This is a genomic window from Pseudomonas artemisiae (assembly GCF_057128685.1).
This window is the reverse complement of record NZ_JBSKHS010000005.1, coordinates 300,999-316,290: the sequence shown is the minus strand read 5'-3', so window position 1 is coordinate 316,290 and position 15,292 is coordinate 300,999. Positions and strand designations below refer to the sequence as shown.

Below are 15,292 nucleotides of genomic sequence, written 5' to 3'. Positions count from 1 at the left end.
GACCTAAGCCCTGTAGCGTACAGGGCCCAGGCTCAAACGGCTTAACGATCACTGTCCAGGTTTTGGGGCGCAGTTCATAGCCAATAAGACGCCGTTCGCCAGCTCTGCTGGCTCCTACATGAAGCATGCGGTGATTATTCGGTAGGTGCGAGGCCCTGGCGCAAGTGTTCGATCAGCCCCCGAACCTTGGGCGACAGGTGCCGTTGTTGGGGGTACAGCGCCCATACGGCGGTATTGGGCGGCTGGTGAGCGTCGAGCAATGACACCAGCGCGCCATTGCGCAGGTGTTCGAGCACATAGTAGTCAGGCAACTGGCACAGCCCCATGCCTTTGACGGTGGCATCCAGCACCGCCTGGCCGCTGTTGCAGCGCCAGTTGCCCTGAGCGCGAATGCTCTGCTCGCGGCCATCCACTTGCATTATCCACTGGTCGCTACTGCCAATCAGGCAATTGTGTCGAGCCAGTTCGGAAAGGCTATGCGGCCGGCCATAACGCTCCAGGTAACTAGGCGCCGCGCACAGGTACATTCGCCTTGGCGCCAGGCGGGTGGCCACCAGCCGTGACGCGTGCAGCCGCCCCAGACGAATGGCCAGGTCCAGCCCTTCGTTAACCAAGTCCAGCGTGCGATTGGTCAGCTCTATATCCACTTCCAGCTGCGGATACCGGGTCATGTAATCGGTCACCAGCGGTACGATAAAACGCTCACCATAAGCGACCGCGCAGGTCATGCGCAGCAGGCCCTTGGGCTCGCTGGTGAGGTCTTGCACGGCGCGCATGGCTTCTTCTCGACCATCGTGCAGCCGTCGGCAATGCTGCAAAAAAGTGTGGCCAGCCTCAGTCAGGCTTACCCTTCGAGTGCTGCGATAAAACAGCCGGGTTTGAAGCCGCTCTTCGAGTTGTGCTACCTGACGGCTCACCTGGGAAGATGACATACCTAATTGTTCGGCCGCAGCGCTGAAATGGCCTTTCTCGGCCACGGCTACGAATTCATCGATCCCTTCCCAGCGCAATGCCATACGGATTATCCCTGAGTAGCAATAATGTTTCCCGAAAGTGCTGATTATCCGCTGTAAGACGATGAATTACACTATGGTTTTACCGGATTCAAGGAACCCCCATGATCAAGTCCCGTGCTGCCGTAGCCTTTGAAGCTTCAAAACCCTTAGAGATTGTTGAAGTCGACGTTGCCATGCCTAAGGCAGGCGAGGTACTGCTCCGGGTGGTTGCCTCCGGCGTGTGTCATACCGATGCCTATACGTTGTCTGGCGCGGACCCGGAAGGTATTTTCCCAAGCATTCTGGGGCATGAGGGTGGCGCGGTCGTAGAGGCGGTGGGCGATGGCGTAACCTCAGTGGCCGTGGGTGACCATGTGATCCCGCTGTACACCCCTGAATGCCGCCAGTGCAAGTTCTGTCTCTCTGGCAAGACCAACCTCTGCCAGGCCATTCGCGCTACCCAAGGCAAGGGCCTTATGCCAGACGGCACTACGCGTTTTTCGTATCAGGGCAAGCCTCTGTACCACTACATGGGCACCTCGACTTTTTCTGAATACACCGTATTGCCGGAAATCTCCGTGGCCCGCATTCCTAAAGAGGCGCCTTTGGAAAAAGTTTGCCTGCTCGGTTGCGGCGTAACCACTGGCATTGGCGCAGTGCTCAACACCGCCAAGGTCAAACCCGGTGACACCGTGGCCATCTTTGGCCTGGGTGGGATTGGTTTGTCGGCCATTCTGGGCGCGGTCAAGGCCAAGGCCGGCCGTATCATCGCCATCGACATCAATCCGGCCAAGTTTGAGATCGCCAAGCAATTGGGTGCCACTGATTGCGTGAACCCCAAGGACTACGACAAGCCCATCCAGGAAGTCATTGTCGACATGACTGACGGCGGCGTGGACTTTTCCTTTGAATGCATCGGCAACGTGCAACTGATGCGTGCGGCTTTGGAGTGCTGCCACAAGGGTTGGGGCGAGTCTGTGATCATTGGCGTGGCAGGCGCCGGCCAGGAAATCGCAACCCGGCCGTTCCAGTTGGTGACCGGGCGCGTGTGGCGGGGTAGCGCCTTTGGTGGCGTGCGTGGGCGTACCGAGTTGCCCAGCTATGTAGAGATGGCTGAAAAAGGTGAAATCCCACTGGACACCTTTATTACCCATACCATGCCGTTGGAGGATATCAACAAAGCCTTCGATCTAATGCACGAAGGCAAGAGCATCCGTAGCGTCGTTCATTTCTGAGGGGCCGGCCATGAGCCTGGAAAACCTGTCGTGCCAGAAGAGCTTCGGCGGCTGGCACAAGCGTTACAAGCATCGCTCCAGTACCCTGGGCTGCGATATGGTGTTCGCGGTGTACCTGCCGCCCCAAGCAGAGTCGGGCGCCAAGCTACCTGTGGTGTACTGGCTGTCGGGGCTTACCTGTAACGATGAAAACTTTATGCAGAAAGCCGGCGCCCAACGGGTGGCCGCCGAACTGGGGTTGATTCTAGTGGCGCCTGATACTAGCCCACGGGGCCCCGAGGTGTCCGGCGACCCAGAAGGCGCCTGGGATTTCGGCCTGGGCGCGGGGTTTTACCTCAATGCGACCCAGCCGCCCTACGCCAAGCACTACCATATGCACGACTACGTAGTGAGCGAACTACCGGCGTTGATCGAAGCAAACTTCCCAGCCAGCGACGCGCGAGCCATCGCCGGTCATTCCATGGGCGGGCATGGGGCACTGGTGTGCGCCTTGCGCAACCCCGGGCGCTATCGGTCCATTTCAGCCTTTGCGCCTATCGCCAACCCTATGGATTGCCCCTGGGGGGAGAAGGCCTTCAGCAACTACCTGGGCGAGGATCGCAGTCGGTGGCGTGAGTGGGATGCCAGTGTGCTGATAGCGCAGGCCCAGGAACGGCTGCCGTTGCTGGTGGACCAGGGCGACCGGGATGACTTCCTGGCCAACCAGCTCAAGCCTGAAGCACTGAAACAGGCCGCGCAGGCTGCCCACTACCCGCTGGCCCTGCGTTTGCAGCCCGGTTACGACCATAGCTATTACTTCATTGCCAGCTTCATCGAGGACCATCTGCGTCATCATGCCGGTGCGTTAAAGTAGCACTTGATTGCTCATTGCCCCTCTGGCAGGCGCAGCAGCGGTGCCCAAGCCGCCCTTGGCAAGGTAGAATCGCGCCCTGACTTACACAGGGCGTTTTTCTATGCGGATCGGCCACGGCTACGACGTTCATCGTTTCGGTGAAGGTGACTTCATTACCCTTGGCGGCGTGCGTATCGCTCACCGCGCTGGCCTGCTCGCGCACTCCGATGGCGATGTGTTGCTTCATGCCTTGAGCGATGCCTTGTTGGGCGCTGCGGCATTGGGCGACATCGGCAAGCATTTTCCAGACACCGACCCGCGTTTCAAGGGTGCGGACAGCCGTGCGCTGTTGCGTCACGTGGTAGCGCTGGTAAAAGCCAAGGGCTGGGCGGTGGCTAACGTGGACGCCACCATCGTGGCCCAGGCACCGAAGATGGCGCCGCATATCCAGGCCATGCGTCAATGCATCGCCGAAGACCTGCAAGTGACCCTCGACCAGGTCAATGTCAAGGCTACGACGACCGAACAGCTAGGGTTTACCGGGCGCGAGGAGGGCATCGCCGTGCATGCGGTTGCCTTGTTGCTGGCCGCATGAACGAGGCCCAACTGCTAGGCCCGCGTGCCTTGGGCGAAGCCCTTGGCACTGCGGTGCTCAAGGCCACCGCTGAAGATTTTCAGGTCAATGAAGTGCTGGACATTCCCTTGACGGGGGAGGGTGAGCACCTTTGGCTGTGGGTGGAAAAGCGTGAACTCAATACCGAAGACGCCGCGCGCCGCCTCGCTCGCGCAGCAGGCCTGCCCTTCAAGGCCATTAGCTATGCTGGCCTGAAAGACCGTCACGCGCTGACCCGTCAATGGTTCAGCCTGCACCTGCCAGGCAAGCAGGCGCCAGACCTGGCTCGCGCCGAGGACGCCAGCCTGCGAATTCTTGAAGCCACGCGCCATACCCGCAAACTGCAGCGTGGCGCCCATTCGGCCAATGGCTTCTGCCTTCGACTGACCGCCCTGAACGCTGATGTAGCAGCCATCGAAGAGCGCCTGCAGTGGATCAAAACCCACGGTGTGCCTAACTACTTCGGCCCTCAACGTTTTGGCCATGACGGCGGTAACCTGGCCCAGGCCCGTCACTATGCCGATAACCAGCGCCTGCCAGAGCAACGCAATGTACGTTCGCGCATTCTTTCGGCGGCGCGCAGCTACCTGTTCAATCAGGCCCTGGCTCAACGGGTAGCCCAAGGCACGTGGAACCAGGCCCGCGTAGGGGATGTACTGGCCTTCACCGATAGCCGTAGTTTTTTCGTGGCGGGTGAGGCCGAATGCCAAGACCCACGGCTGGTGCAATTAGATGTGCATCCCACAGGGCCCCTGTTTGGCCGGGGTGACAGCCCTGCAACTGGGGCAACCGCCGTGCTGGAAACGCAAGTGGCGGCTACTGAGCCGGCACTGTGCTCTTGGTTGGCCGAGGCGGGCCTGGATCACGAACGCCGCATTCTGCGGCTGCCCATCCGAGAGCTGTCGTGGCATTATCCCGACCCTGACATTCTGCAACTGGATTTCATCCTGCCCACTGGGTGCTTTGCGACCGTCGTGGTTCGCGAATTGTTCGACCTGGTGCAGGCGGGATAGACGGAAAGCCCATGCGTATCTTGATCTCCAACGACGACGGGGTTACCGCCCCAGGCATCGCCGCGCTCCACGCGGCGCTGGCGGACCTTGCCCACTGCACGGTGATCGCGCCAGACCGGGAGCGAAGCGGTTGCGGCAGCGCCCTGACCACGGGGCGCCCGCTGCATCCCATTACCTTGGAAAACGGTTTTATCAGCCTCAATGGCACCCCCACCGACTGCGTGCACCTGGGGCTCAACGCCTTGTTGGAGCATCAGCCAGACCTGGTCACCTCGGGCATCAACCTGGGTGCCAACCTGGGAGATGACGTGATTTACTCTGGCACCGTAGCGGCCGCCTTGGAAGGGCGCTTCACGGGCCATACCGCTTTTGCCTTTTCTCTGGCGTCTCGCCAAGTGGATCACTTAGCCAGCGCGGCCTGGTATGCACGTAAGCTGGTGCAGGCTCACGCCAGCCTCAACCTGCCTGCGCGTACTCTGCTCAACGTGAACGTGCCTGACCTGCCTTTGGAAGCCATCCGCGGCATCCGCTTGACCCGCCTGGGGCACCGTGCTCGCGCAGCGCGGCCAAGCCTGGTAATCGACCCTCGTGGCAAGCCCGGTTACTGGATCGCTCCCCCTGGCGACGTGGAAGACGGCGGTGCCGGAACGGATTTTCATGCCGTCACCGAAGGATACGTGTCCATTACCCCGCTGCAGCTTGATCGTACCTTCAGCCCCGCGTTCGAAGCCCTTGGCCCCTGGCTCGAGGGCTTGAACTGATGCGAGGGCAAGACGACCTGCTGCACCGCGGCATCGGGATGACGTCCCAACGCACCCGTGAACGCTTGATTCAACGCTTGTGCGAGGAGGGGATCTGCAATCCCCAGGTGCTCGATGTACTGCGCAAAACCCCACGGCACCTGTTCGTGGACGAAGCCCTCGCTCATCGCGCCTATGAAGATACCGCGCTGCCCATCGGCAGCAACCAGACCATTTCCCAGCCCTATATGGTAGCCCGCATGAGCGAGCTGCTACTGGCCGCCGGGCCTTTGGACAAAGTGCTTGAGATTGGCACAGGCTCGGGTTACCAGACTGCGGTACTGGCGCAATTGGTAGAGCGGGTGTTTTCGGTAGAGCGCATCAAGGGCCTTCAGGATAAAGCCAAGGAGCGCATGCAGGCCCTGAACGTGCGCAATGTGGTATTCCGTTGGGGGGATGGCTGGGAGGGCTGGCCGGCCCTGGCGCCTTATAACGGGATCATCGTTACCGCGGTGGCCACGGACGTGCCCCAGGCCCTGTTGGATCAGCTCGCCCTTGGTGGGCGAATGGTCATACCCGTTGGCGCAGGGGACGTGCAGCAACTGATGCTGATTGTCCGTGAAGAGGCCGGTTTCGCCAGGCACCTGCTTGGCGCGGTACGTTTCGTGCCGCTGCTCACCGGCCCTTTGGCCTGAGTAACGGCAGGTCGGAATTCCGCCACCTGATGCCGGTCATAGAAGGGTCTTTAGCCTCTCTGCCAGCGCTTCGGCGAACGCTTCGGTGCATGTTTTTGTTTCACAACGGCTTTTCCGGCATGGCCGGCTACTGGGCTCGGTTATAATGCCAGCTTCGTTCGATCCATCATCCAGAGGGAGTAGCGGGTGAGTCTGACAGTTATTAGCCAACCGACGGCTGCGCGACCTCAAGGGCGCTTGCTCCTCACGTTGGCTATCGCAGCCCTGTTGACCGGCTGTTCCAGCGGGCCCAGCAGCGGTGTGCGCGTTGTCGACCGCGCCGCTCAAAACCCTCAGCGGCCTCAGGTCACTACCGGCCAGTACGTCGTCAAGCGGGGCGACACCTTGTTCTCGATCGCCTTCCGCTATGGCTGGGATTACAAAGCCCTGGGTGCGAGAAACAACATTGCGCCGCCCTATACCATTCGTCCGGGGCAAACCCTGCGCTTCGATGGTCCCGGTAGCCCGGCTACCACTGCCAGCCCGCCTTCCGCTACGGTCGTTACACGAAGCAATTCCACCTCTTCTTCCAGTACCACCACCATCACCCGTCGGCCGGTTCCCGCGCCAACCGTGGTCTCGCCGGGTGTTTCAAGCGCACCGGCGCCCACCGTAGCCACCCCTACACCTACCCCAGTACCTGCTGGCGAAGTTATATCAGGGGGTTGGACATGGCCTGCCAACGGTGTGCTGATAGGCAAATTCGCTTCAAACGGTAGTTTGAATAAAGGAATTGATATCGCCGGGGATTTGGGACAGCCTGTTTTTGCTGCGTCTGATGGATCCGTGGTGTACGCCGGTAGCGGGCTTCGGGGTTACGGCGAGTTGGTGATCATCAAACACAGCGATACCTACGTTAGTGCCTACGGTCATAACCGTAGGCTGTTGGTTCGGGAGGGGCAGCAGGTCAAAGCCGGGCAGACGATTGCCGAAATGGGCTCCACGGGTACCGACCGGGTGAAACTTCACTTCGAAATTCGCCGCCAGGGCAAACCAGTCGACCCCATGCAATTCCTGCCACGACGTTGAACAACGCTGTAGCCTGTCGCTAACCACGTAGTGGGGACGGGCTCCTGCGCAGCCATGGAAACCAGGCGCGCTTGGGCTTGAGGTCGAACTCAGAAAGGGACTATAACAATGGCTCTTAACAGAGAAGCGCCGGAGTTTGACATCGACGATGACGTGCTTATGGTGGAAACCGGCATCGTCCTTGAAACGGCGGTTGATGAGGACGCTCCGCTACCCGCGGCCCGTACCAAGCCCAAGCAGTCTGCTTCACTCAAGCAGCACAAATACATTGATTACACCCGCGCACTCGACGCCACTCAACTCTATCTAAACGAAATCGGTTTTTCCCCGTTGCTGTCTCCGGAGGAAGAAGTGCATTTCGCGCGCCTGTCGCAAAAAGGCGACCCGGCTGGGCGCAAGCGGATGATTGAAAGTAACCTGCGCCTGGTGGTGAAGATTGCTCGTCGCTATGTCAATCGCGGCTTGTCGCTGCTGGACCTGATCGAAGAGGGCAACCTTGGGCTAATCCGGGCCGTTGAGAAATTCGACCCAGAGCGGGGCTTCCGCTTCTCCACCTATGCAACCTGGTGGATACGGCAAACCATCGAGCGGGCGATCATGAATCAGACCCGCACCATCCGCTTGCCGATTCATGTGGTCAAAGAGCTAAACGTGTACTTGCGCGCTGCGCGTGAACTGACCCAGAAGCTGGACCATGAACCCTCCCCTGAAGAGATCGCCGCGCTGCTGGAAAAGCCAGTGGGTGAGGTCAAGCGAATGCTGGGCCTTAACGAACGGGTATCGTCTGTGGACGTTTCCCTTGGCCCGGATTCTGACAAAACCTTGTTGGATACCCTGACCGATGACCGACCTACCGATCCCTGCGAGCTGCTTCAGGACGACGACCTCTCCCAGAGCATAGATCAGTGGCTGTCCGAGCTTACTGACAAACAGCGAGAAGTGGTGGTGCGCAGGTTTGGCCTGCGTGGTCATGAGAGCAGCACCCTAGAAGACGTTGGGCTAGAGATTGGCCTGACCCGGGAACGGGTACGGCAAATTCAGGTGGAAGGGCTCAAGCGGCTACGGGAGATTCTTGAGCGCAATGGGCTGTCCAGTGAGTCACTGTTTCAATAGCAATCAACGACTTCCCCGTGTTCAAACAAACCCTGCCAATCGGCGGGGTTTTTGTTAAAAATGCAACCTGTGCCCAACTTTATGTAGGAAATCTCTTACGCAACCTGTAAGTAATCAACAGGTATAGGCATGGACTTTATATATGGTGAACTAAGCTTATTCTTAACCTATTGATAATAATTGTTTTTTTTATTTTAAACTGGAAATTGCTGACGTGTTTTGCAAACCACCACTGCTTGCTCGGCGCTTGCGAAAGCCTATTATGGGAAGCGTGCACAGGGAGTTGCACAGGCTGCCAGGAAGGCAACCAGGACATCGCAAGAAGCGGTTCATCAGGACGATGACAGGACAAAAGGATCAAGGACGGCAATACGGGGGGTTCAGCCCCCCTTTTTTTATGCCTACGATTTATGGGCTGGCTCAGGCCAACGTCATTAGCGCTGCAACTCCTTTAGCTTGCCCTTGATACCGTCGAACGTTTCGGCGTCTGGCAACGCGTCTTTCCTTTCGGTGATATTAGGCCAAACCTCGGCCAGCTCGGCGTTCAAGGCTATGAACTCCTGCATGTCATCAGGCACTTCATCTTCCGAGAAAATGGCCTGGGCAGGGCACTCCGGCTCGCAGAGCGCGCAGTCGATGCATTCGTCCGGGTGAATCACCAGGAAGTTCGGGCCTTCGTAAAAGCAGTCCACCGGGCATACTTCTACGCAGTCGGTGTACTTGCACTTGATGCAATTGTCGGTCACGACGAAGGTCATTCTCGTTTTCTCCTCAGGCGGCCCCACGGGAAGGGCCCGGCTGGTTCGGTGTTTCGTAAGGCCTCAAGCATGGCCGGCCCCGGCGGTTGACGTGGTGGTACGTCAAGCCGCGCGGGATTCTATCAGCTTGCGTACATGGACGTTAGACCCGGTTTTTGAGTGTATAGAGCAGCTCAAGTGCCGCCCGCGGTGTCATGTTGTCCAGGTCCACCTTGGCGAGATCGTCCAGTACCGGGTGAGGGAGCTGAGCGAACAGGTCGCTTTGGTGCGGCACGGCGGCTTTGCCCTGGCTAGGAGGACTCACGGTTTTCGGCAGGCTCGCGGTTTCAAGCCGAGCCAAGTGGTCACGGGCGCGCTGGATGACCGGCCCTGGTACACCCGCCAGCTGAGCCACGGCCAGGCCATAGCTCTGGCTCGCCGGGCCGGGCAACACATGGTGCAGGAACACGATCCGCTCGTTGTGCTCAGTGGCGTTGAGGTGCACGTTGGCGACCACCGGCTCGTTTTCCGGCAATACCGTGAGTTCGAAGTAATGGGTAGCGAACAAGGTAAAGGCCTTGAGTTGCGCCAGGCGCTCCGCTGCGGCCCAAGCCAGTGACAGCCCGTCGAAGGTACTGGTGCCTCGGCCTACTTCGTCCATCAGCACCAGGCTGGCATGGGTGGCGTTGTGCAGGATGTTGGCGGTTTCGCTCATTTCCACCATAAAGGTGGAGCGCCCACCGGCCAGGTCGTCGCTAGAGCCGATACGGGTAAAGATGCGGTCTACCAGCGATAGCTCGCATTGGCGCGCCGGCACGAAGGCGCCAATGTGCGCCAGGAGCACGATCAAGGCGGTCTGGCGCATGTAGGTAGACTTACCACCCATGTTCGGCCCGGTGATCACCAGCATGCGGGTGCTGTCATCCAGGCTCAGGTCATTGGCCACGAATGGCGTAGTCAACACTTGCTCCACCACGGGGTGGCGGCCCTGCTCGATACGGATGCACGCCTCGTCGACGAAGCGCGGGCAGTTCAGGTCTAGGTTCAGCGCACGCTCGGCCAAGTTGCTCAGCACGTCCAGCTCGGCCAAGGCCGCGGCGGTGTCCTGCAGCGGCGCCAGGTGCCCGATCAGGTTCTCCAACAGGGCCTCGTAGAGCATTTTTTCCCGAGCCAGTGCCCGGGATTTGGCTGACAGGGCTTTGTCTTCAAAGGCTTTTAGTTCTGGCGTGATAAACCGCTCCGCGCCTTTGAGGGTTTGCCGCCGAATATAGTCTGCTGGCGCCTGTTCGGCTTGCTTGCTCGGCAACTCGATAAAGTAACCATGCACGCGGTTATAGCCGACCTTCAGGTTGCTCAGCCCAGTGCGGGCTTTTTCCCGTGCCTCCAGGTCGATCAGGAACTGCCCGGCGTTTTCGCTCAGCGCCAGCAGCTCATCAAGCTCGGCGTCATAACCGGTTTTCAGCACGCCGCCGTCACGGATCACCGCTGGGGGTGTGTCTATGATCGCGCGGGCCAGCAAGGCCGCCAGTTCAGGATAGGTGCCGGCAATGGTTGCCAGTTGCGCCAAGTGTGGCGCTTCCAGTTCGGTCAGTTCGTTTTGCAGCTCAGGCAGCGCCGCCAGGGCATCACGCAGCCGCGCCAGGTCTCGAGGGCGGGCATTGCGCAGGCCGATGCGCGCCAGTATCCGCTCCAGATCGCCGATGTGCTTGAGCGGCGGCTGCAGGCCCTCGAAGCGATACCCTTCCAGCAGGCAGCGAATGGCGCTTTGACGCGCGGTCAGGGTTTTCAGGTCGCGAAGCGGGCGGTTCAGCCAGCGGGTAAGCAGCCTGCTGCCCATGGCCGTTTGGCAACGGTCCAGTACTGACTGCAAGGTGTTGTCGCGCCCGCCGCTGAGGTTCACGTCCAGCTCCAGATTGCGCCGGGTGGCCGCATCGAGCACCACGGTGTCATCCAGCCGTTCATGGCGCAGGCTGCGCAGGTGGGGCAGGGCGGTGCGCTGGGTTTCCCGGGCATAGGCTAGCAGACACCCGGCTGCACCGATGGCCAGGGTAAGCTGCTCGCAGCCAAAGCCTTTGAGGTCCTGTGTGCCGAACTGTTGACATAGCAGTTTCTTGGCCGTATCGCGTTCGAATTCCCAAGGCGCGCGCCGCTTGGCGCCACGGCGTTTCTCCGCGGGCAAGCCCTGCGGCCAGTCATCGGGGAACAGCAGTTCCACTGGGTTGATGCGCTCCAGCTCCGCTAGCAGATGCTCCCAGCCCTTGAGTTCCTGAACGATGAATTGCCCACTGGTGATGTCCAGCACCGCCAGCCCGAACAAGCGCTCATCGCCCAGCAGCGCGGCAATCAGGTTGTCGCGACGCTCATCGAGCAGGGCTTCGTCGCTTATGGTACCCGGTGTGATGATACGCACCACCTGCCGCTCTACCGGCCCTTTGCTGGTAGCCGGGTCGCCGATCTGTTCACAGATCACTACGGACTCGCCAAGCTTTACCAGCTTGGCCAGGTAGCCCTCCGCCGCGTGATAGGGAATGCCACACATGGGGATGGACTGCCCGGCCGATTGCCCTCGGGCGGTCAGGGTGATGTCCAATAGCTTGGCCGCGCGCTTGGCGTCCTCATAGAAAATTTCATAGAAATCTCCCATGCGGTAAAACATAAGCTGCTCTGGATGCTGATTCTTCAGCTTCCAGTATTGCTGCATCATCGGGGTGTGGCTGGACAGGTCAGACATTCAGGGGCTTGGCTCGGCTGTCGTGGTGCAAGGTCGAAAGCCGGCCATGGTACAAGGTTTTTCAGGCCCGCCGAAGCGGTCTGGGCAGATGACGCGCGCGTGAGGGCTGAGCATGGGCATTATCGCTGTACACGCTGCTCGCAACCTGTGGTTGCGTATTGGCGGTGGACAGCGCGGTCCTGGCGGTGGAAAGTCTTCCAGGCAGGCCACTTGGCCTATTGTTTATCTGCCATGCCAAGGAGTTTCCATGGATGAGATCACCCACCTTGCCACTGCCCTGGGCCACCGCTTACAAGCGCTTGGCGCCAAGGTCACCACGGCCGAGTCCTGCACCGGCGGCGGCATCGCCGAGGCCATCACCCGCGTGGCTGGCAGTTCCGCTTGGTTCGAGGCTGGCTTTGTAACCTATTCCAACCGCCAAAAGCACCTTCAATTGCACGTCCCCGAGGCCCTGTTCAACGAAGTAGGCGCGGTAAGCGAAGAGGTGGTGCAGGCCATGGCCAAGGGCGCTGCCGACCACGCCCAGGCACGCTTCGCCGTGGCTGTCAGCGGCGTTGCCGGGCCTGGTGGAGGCAGCGCGGACAAGCCTGTAGGCACCGTTTGGTTCGCCTGGGCCGACGGCCAGCGAATAATTACGGAACGCCAGCGATTCGATGGTGATCGACAAGCTGTAAGGCAACAAACGGTAGTGGTTGCCTTGGAGCGCCTATTGGCCCTGGCTGATGGAGAAAAACCCAACCAGGGGTAGGCGATCCACGGAAGGTATGGAATAATACTGTCTACTTATACAGTTATTAGCCAATGCAGGTCGCGCGCCGGGCGCTGTCGACCTTGTCGAAATCATGAGGAATTCAATGGACGACAACAAAAAGCGTGCCTTGGCTGCGGCCTTGGGTCAAATCGAACGTCAATTCGGCAAGGGTGCCGTTATGCGCATGGGCGACCATGAGCGCTCGGCTATCCCTGCCATTTCCACCGGTTCCCTGGGGCTAGACATTGCCTTGGGCATTGGCGGCCTGCCCAAGGGCCGGATCGTAGAAATCTACGGTCCGGAATCCTCCGGTAAAACCACCCTTACCCTGTCGGTCATTGCCCAGGCTCAACGTGCGGGTGCAACCTGCGCCTTCGTGGACGCCGAACACGCGCTCGACCCTGAGTACGCTGGCAAGCTGGGCGTGAACGTGGACGATCTGCTGGTCTCCCAGCCGGACACCGGTGAACAGGCGCTGGAAATCACCGACATGCTGGTGCGCTCCAATGCCGTGGATGTGATTATCGTCGACTCCGTGGCGGCCCTGGTGCCTAAGGCGGAAATCGAAGGTGAAATGGGTGACATGCATGTAGGCCTGCAAGCCCGCTTGATGTCCCAGGCGCTGCGTAAGATCACCGGTAACATCAAGACCGCCAACTGCCTTGTAATCTTCATCAACCAGATCCGGATGAAGATCGGTGTGATGTTTGGCAGCCCGGAAACCACCACCGGTGGTAACGCGCTGAAGTTCTACGCATCGGTTCGTCTGGACATCCGCCGTACTGGTTCGGTCAAGGAAGGCGACGATATCGTCGGTAGCGAAACCCGTGTCAAAGTCGTCAAGAACAAGGTATCGCCACCATTCCGCCAGGCCGAATTCCAAATCCTGTACGGCAAGGGCATCTACCTGAATGGTGAGATCGTTGACCTGGGCGTGGCCAATGGCTTTATAGACAAATCAGGCGCTTGGTATGCCTACCAAGGTAACAAGATTGGCCAGGGCAAGGCGAACGCTGCCAAATACCTTGAGGAAAACCCTGAGGTGAAGGCCGCGCTGGAGAAGCAGATTCGCGACAAGCTGCTCAACAGCGGTGCAACCCCTGAGCCCAAGAAAGGCGCGGTAGCCGCTGATGAAGTAGCGGACGTGGAAAGCGACCTCTGACAGGGCGACGAGCGCGAGCACAGCGGCGATGATTTTAGATACAGCGGTCGCTGTGCGCCGTGTCGCAATGGACCTGTTGGCCCGTCGCGAACACGGCCGAGTGGAGCTTGAACGCAAACTCCGGCAAAGGGGGGCAACACCTGAGCTTATCGCCACGGCGCTTGATCGCCTGGCTGAGCAAGGGCTGCTTTCCGAAGCTAGGTACTTGGAAAGCTTTATCCACCACCGCGCGCGTTCCGGCTATGGGCCGGCCCGTATTCGGGAAGAGCTGACGCAACGGGGCTTGGTCCGCTCGGATGTAGACCAAGCCTTACGCACCTGTGGCTATGACTGGGCCGTACTGTTGCGTGAAACCTGGGAGCGCAAGTTCACGGGTGAGCTTCCCATGGACCCAAAAGAGCGTGCCCGTCAAACACGCTTTCTCCTCTACCGTGGCTACCCCATGGACCTTATAGGGCGTCTACTCAGCGGCCGCGAATAGGGCCGCTGGCAGTGTACGCTCTTAAGCCCAATGCTTGGGTTCGTTGATAAAGTCCACCAATTCCCTAAGCCGCCCTTGGTTACGCCCGCTGAACGCAAAGGCCAAACGCGTCAGATGTAACAGGTCGGGCTCTTCTGCATGCTCAGCCGCTGGCCCATGCTGCTCGAATACGCCGCCCAGGTTCAAGTCTGCGAACGTTACTTGAATATCGGCCAGCGCGGCGGGGTTCAACGCATGACGCATGCGTATGATAAACACGTTGTTGAGCCAGCGAGTGGAATGAAAGTTAGCGTAAAACCGCTGAATTTCGTCAACCGCCTGGTCTGCGTCATACACCAGTCGCATCAACTTCAGGTCGCTGGGTAGAATGTAGTGATTGGCTTCGAGCTGATTGCTGATGAACGCCAGGGCCTCTTGCCAGAAGGTACCACCCGGAGCGTCCAGCAATACCACGGGTACCAGTGGGCTTTTGCCTGTCTGAATCAGCGTGAGTACTTCCAAGGCCTCGTCCAGGGTGCCGAAGCCGCCTGGGCACAGCACCAAGGCATCGGCTTCCTTGACGAAAAACAGTTTGCGAACGAAGAAGAAGTGAAACGGCAGCAGCCGATCGGTGCCTTCTACCGTGGCATTGGCATGTTGCTCGAAGGGCAGCCGAATGTTGAAACCAAGGCTATGGTCCCGGCCCGCGCCTTCATGAGCGGCGGCCATGATCCCACCTCCGGCACCGGTGATTACCATAAGGTCGGCTTGAGCCAGTGCTTCACCCAAGCGCTGTGCCAGTGCATACACAGGGTGCTCTCGAGGCGTGCGAGCCGAACCAAAGACCGTTACCTTGCGCCGCCCCCGGTGGGTTTCCAGCACACGGAACGCGTGATCAAGTTCGCGTAAGGTTTGCAAGGTGATCTTGGTGTTCCAACGGTTGCGATCCTCTTGCGCCATACGCAAGACGGTCAGCAGCATGTCCCGGTACATTGCAGTGTTCGGGCTATCAGGCGCTAGCCGAGCAAGTAGCGTGTCTACAGCGTTGAACACGGAACTGTCTTCGCTGAAGTGTAGGGCCAGTGACTCGTTAGGCAGGTAAGGCATGCAACCTCTCCATGGGCATCAGCAAGAAGGCCGCAGGGGA

Annotated in this window: 15 protein-coding genes; 11 read left to right on the top strand and 4 right to left on the bottom strand. The window is 59.6% G+C overall.

Annotation, left to right across the window (positions count from 1 at the left end; genetic code table 11):
- Positions 1-134 precede the first annotated feature (134 nt).
- On the bottom strand, positions 135-1,016 hold the full coding sequence (locus ACWKV4_RS09010) for a LysR substrate-binding domain-containing protein (RefSeq protein ID WP_483831724.1): 882 nt from the start codon (positions 1,014-1,016) through the stop codon (positions 135-137).
- A 101-nt stretch (positions 1,017-1,117) separates the two neighbouring features.
- Between ACWKV4_RS09010 and ACWKV4_RS09005 the strand changes: the two genes are divergently transcribed.
- From ACWKV4_RS09005 to rpoS, 8 genes are all read left to right on the top strand, one after another.
- Complete coding sequence (locus ACWKV4_RS09005; protein ID WP_483831723.1) at positions 1,118-2,230, top strand: S-(hydroxymethyl)glutathione dehydrogenase/class III alcohol dehydrogenase; 1,113 nt, start codon at positions 1,118-1,120, stop codon at positions 2,228-2,230.
- A 10-nt stretch (positions 2,231-2,240) separates the two neighbouring features.
- Positions 2,241-3,083 carry an S-formylglutathione hydrolase gene (gene fghA, locus ACWKV4_RS09000; RefSeq protein ID WP_483831722.1) on the top strand — a complete coding sequence of 281 codons (843 nt, stop codon included), beginning with the start codon at positions 2,241-2,243 and terminating at the stop codon, positions 3,081-3,083.
- Between the two features lie 100 nt (positions 3,084-3,183).
- A complete protein-coding gene (ispF, locus tag ACWKV4_RS08995; RefSeq protein ID WP_483831721.1) occupies positions 3,184-3,657 on the top strand; it encodes a 2-C-methyl-D-erythritol 2,4-cyclodiphosphate synthase in 474 nt (157 codons plus the stop codon).
- Entirely contained in the window at positions 3,654-4,688 is a 1,035-nt protein-coding gene (gene truD / locus ACWKV4_RS08990) for a tRNA pseudouridine(13) synthase TruD (RefSeq protein WP_483831720.1), read from the top strand. Before ispF ends, truD begins: the two co-directional genes overlap by 4 nt.
- A gap of 11 nt (positions 4,689-4,699) precedes the next feature.
- Entirely contained in the window at positions 4,700-5,449 is a 750-nt protein-coding gene (surE, locus tag ACWKV4_RS08985) for a 5'/3'-nucleotidase SurE (protein ID WP_483831719.1), read from the top strand.
- 38 nt (positions 5,450-5,487) lie between these two features.
- Positions 5,488-6,123 (top strand): protein-L-isoaspartate(D-aspartate) O-methyltransferase, encoded by a 636-nt coding sequence (locus ACWKV4_RS08980; protein ID WP_483831736.1) that lies wholly within the window; start codon positions 5,488-5,490, stop codon positions 6,121-6,123.
- Positions 6,124-6,309: 186 nt separating this feature from the next.
- Positions 6,310-7,191, top strand: a complete 882-nt coding sequence (locus ACWKV4_RS08975; RefSeq protein WP_483831718.1) for a peptidoglycan DD-metalloendopeptidase family protein — start codon at positions 6,310-6,312, stop codon at positions 7,189-7,191.
- Between the two features lie 108 nt (positions 7,192-7,299).
- Positions 7,300-8,304, top strand: coding sequence for an RNA polymerase sigma factor RpoS (gene rpoS / locus ACWKV4_RS08970; RefSeq protein WP_483831717.1), 1,005 nt, complete (start codon positions 7,300-7,302; stop codon positions 8,302-8,304).
- 434 nt (positions 8,305-8,738) lie between these two features.
- Here rpoS and fdxA read toward each other — a convergent pair whose 3' ends face one another.
- On the bottom strand, positions 8,739-9,062 hold the full coding sequence (fdxA, locus tag ACWKV4_RS08965) for a ferredoxin FdxA (protein WP_483831716.1): 324 nt from the start codon (positions 9,060-9,062) through the stop codon (positions 8,739-8,741).
- Between the two features lie 142 nt (positions 9,063-9,204).
- A complete protein-coding gene (gene mutS, locus ACWKV4_RS08960; RefSeq protein ID WP_483831715.1) occupies positions 9,205-11,772 on the bottom strand; it encodes a DNA mismatch repair protein MutS in 2,568 nt (855 codons plus the stop codon).
- A gap of 247 nt (positions 11,773-12,019) precedes the next feature.
- Here mutS and ACWKV4_RS08955 point away from each other — a divergent pair, with 247 nt between their 5' ends.
- From ACWKV4_RS08955 to recX, 3 genes are all read left to right on the top strand, one after another.
- Positions 12,020-12,520: a CinA family protein gene (locus tag ACWKV4_RS08955; RefSeq protein WP_483831714.1), complete on the top strand. Its 501-nt coding sequence runs from the start codon at positions 12,020-12,022 to the stop codon at positions 12,518-12,520.
- Between the two features lie 106 nt (positions 12,521-12,626).
- Positions 12,627-13,685 (top strand): recombinase RecA, encoded by a 1,059-nt coding sequence (recA, locus tag ACWKV4_RS08950; RefSeq protein WP_483831713.1) that lies wholly within the window; start codon positions 12,627-12,629, stop codon positions 13,683-13,685.
- Positions 13,686-13,713: 28 nt separating this feature from the next.
- Complete coding sequence (recX, locus tag ACWKV4_RS08945) at positions 13,714-14,166, top strand: recombination regulator RecX (RefSeq protein ID WP_483831712.1); 453 nt, start codon at positions 13,714-13,716, stop codon at positions 14,164-14,166.
- 21 nt (positions 14,167-14,187) lie between these two features.
- Here recX and ACWKV4_RS08940 read toward each other — a convergent pair whose 3' ends face one another.
- A complete protein-coding gene (locus ACWKV4_RS08940; RefSeq protein ID WP_483831711.1) occupies positions 14,188-15,252 on the bottom strand; it encodes an LOG family protein in 1,065 nt (354 codons plus the stop codon).
- Positions 15,253-15,292: the final 40 nt, after the last annotated feature.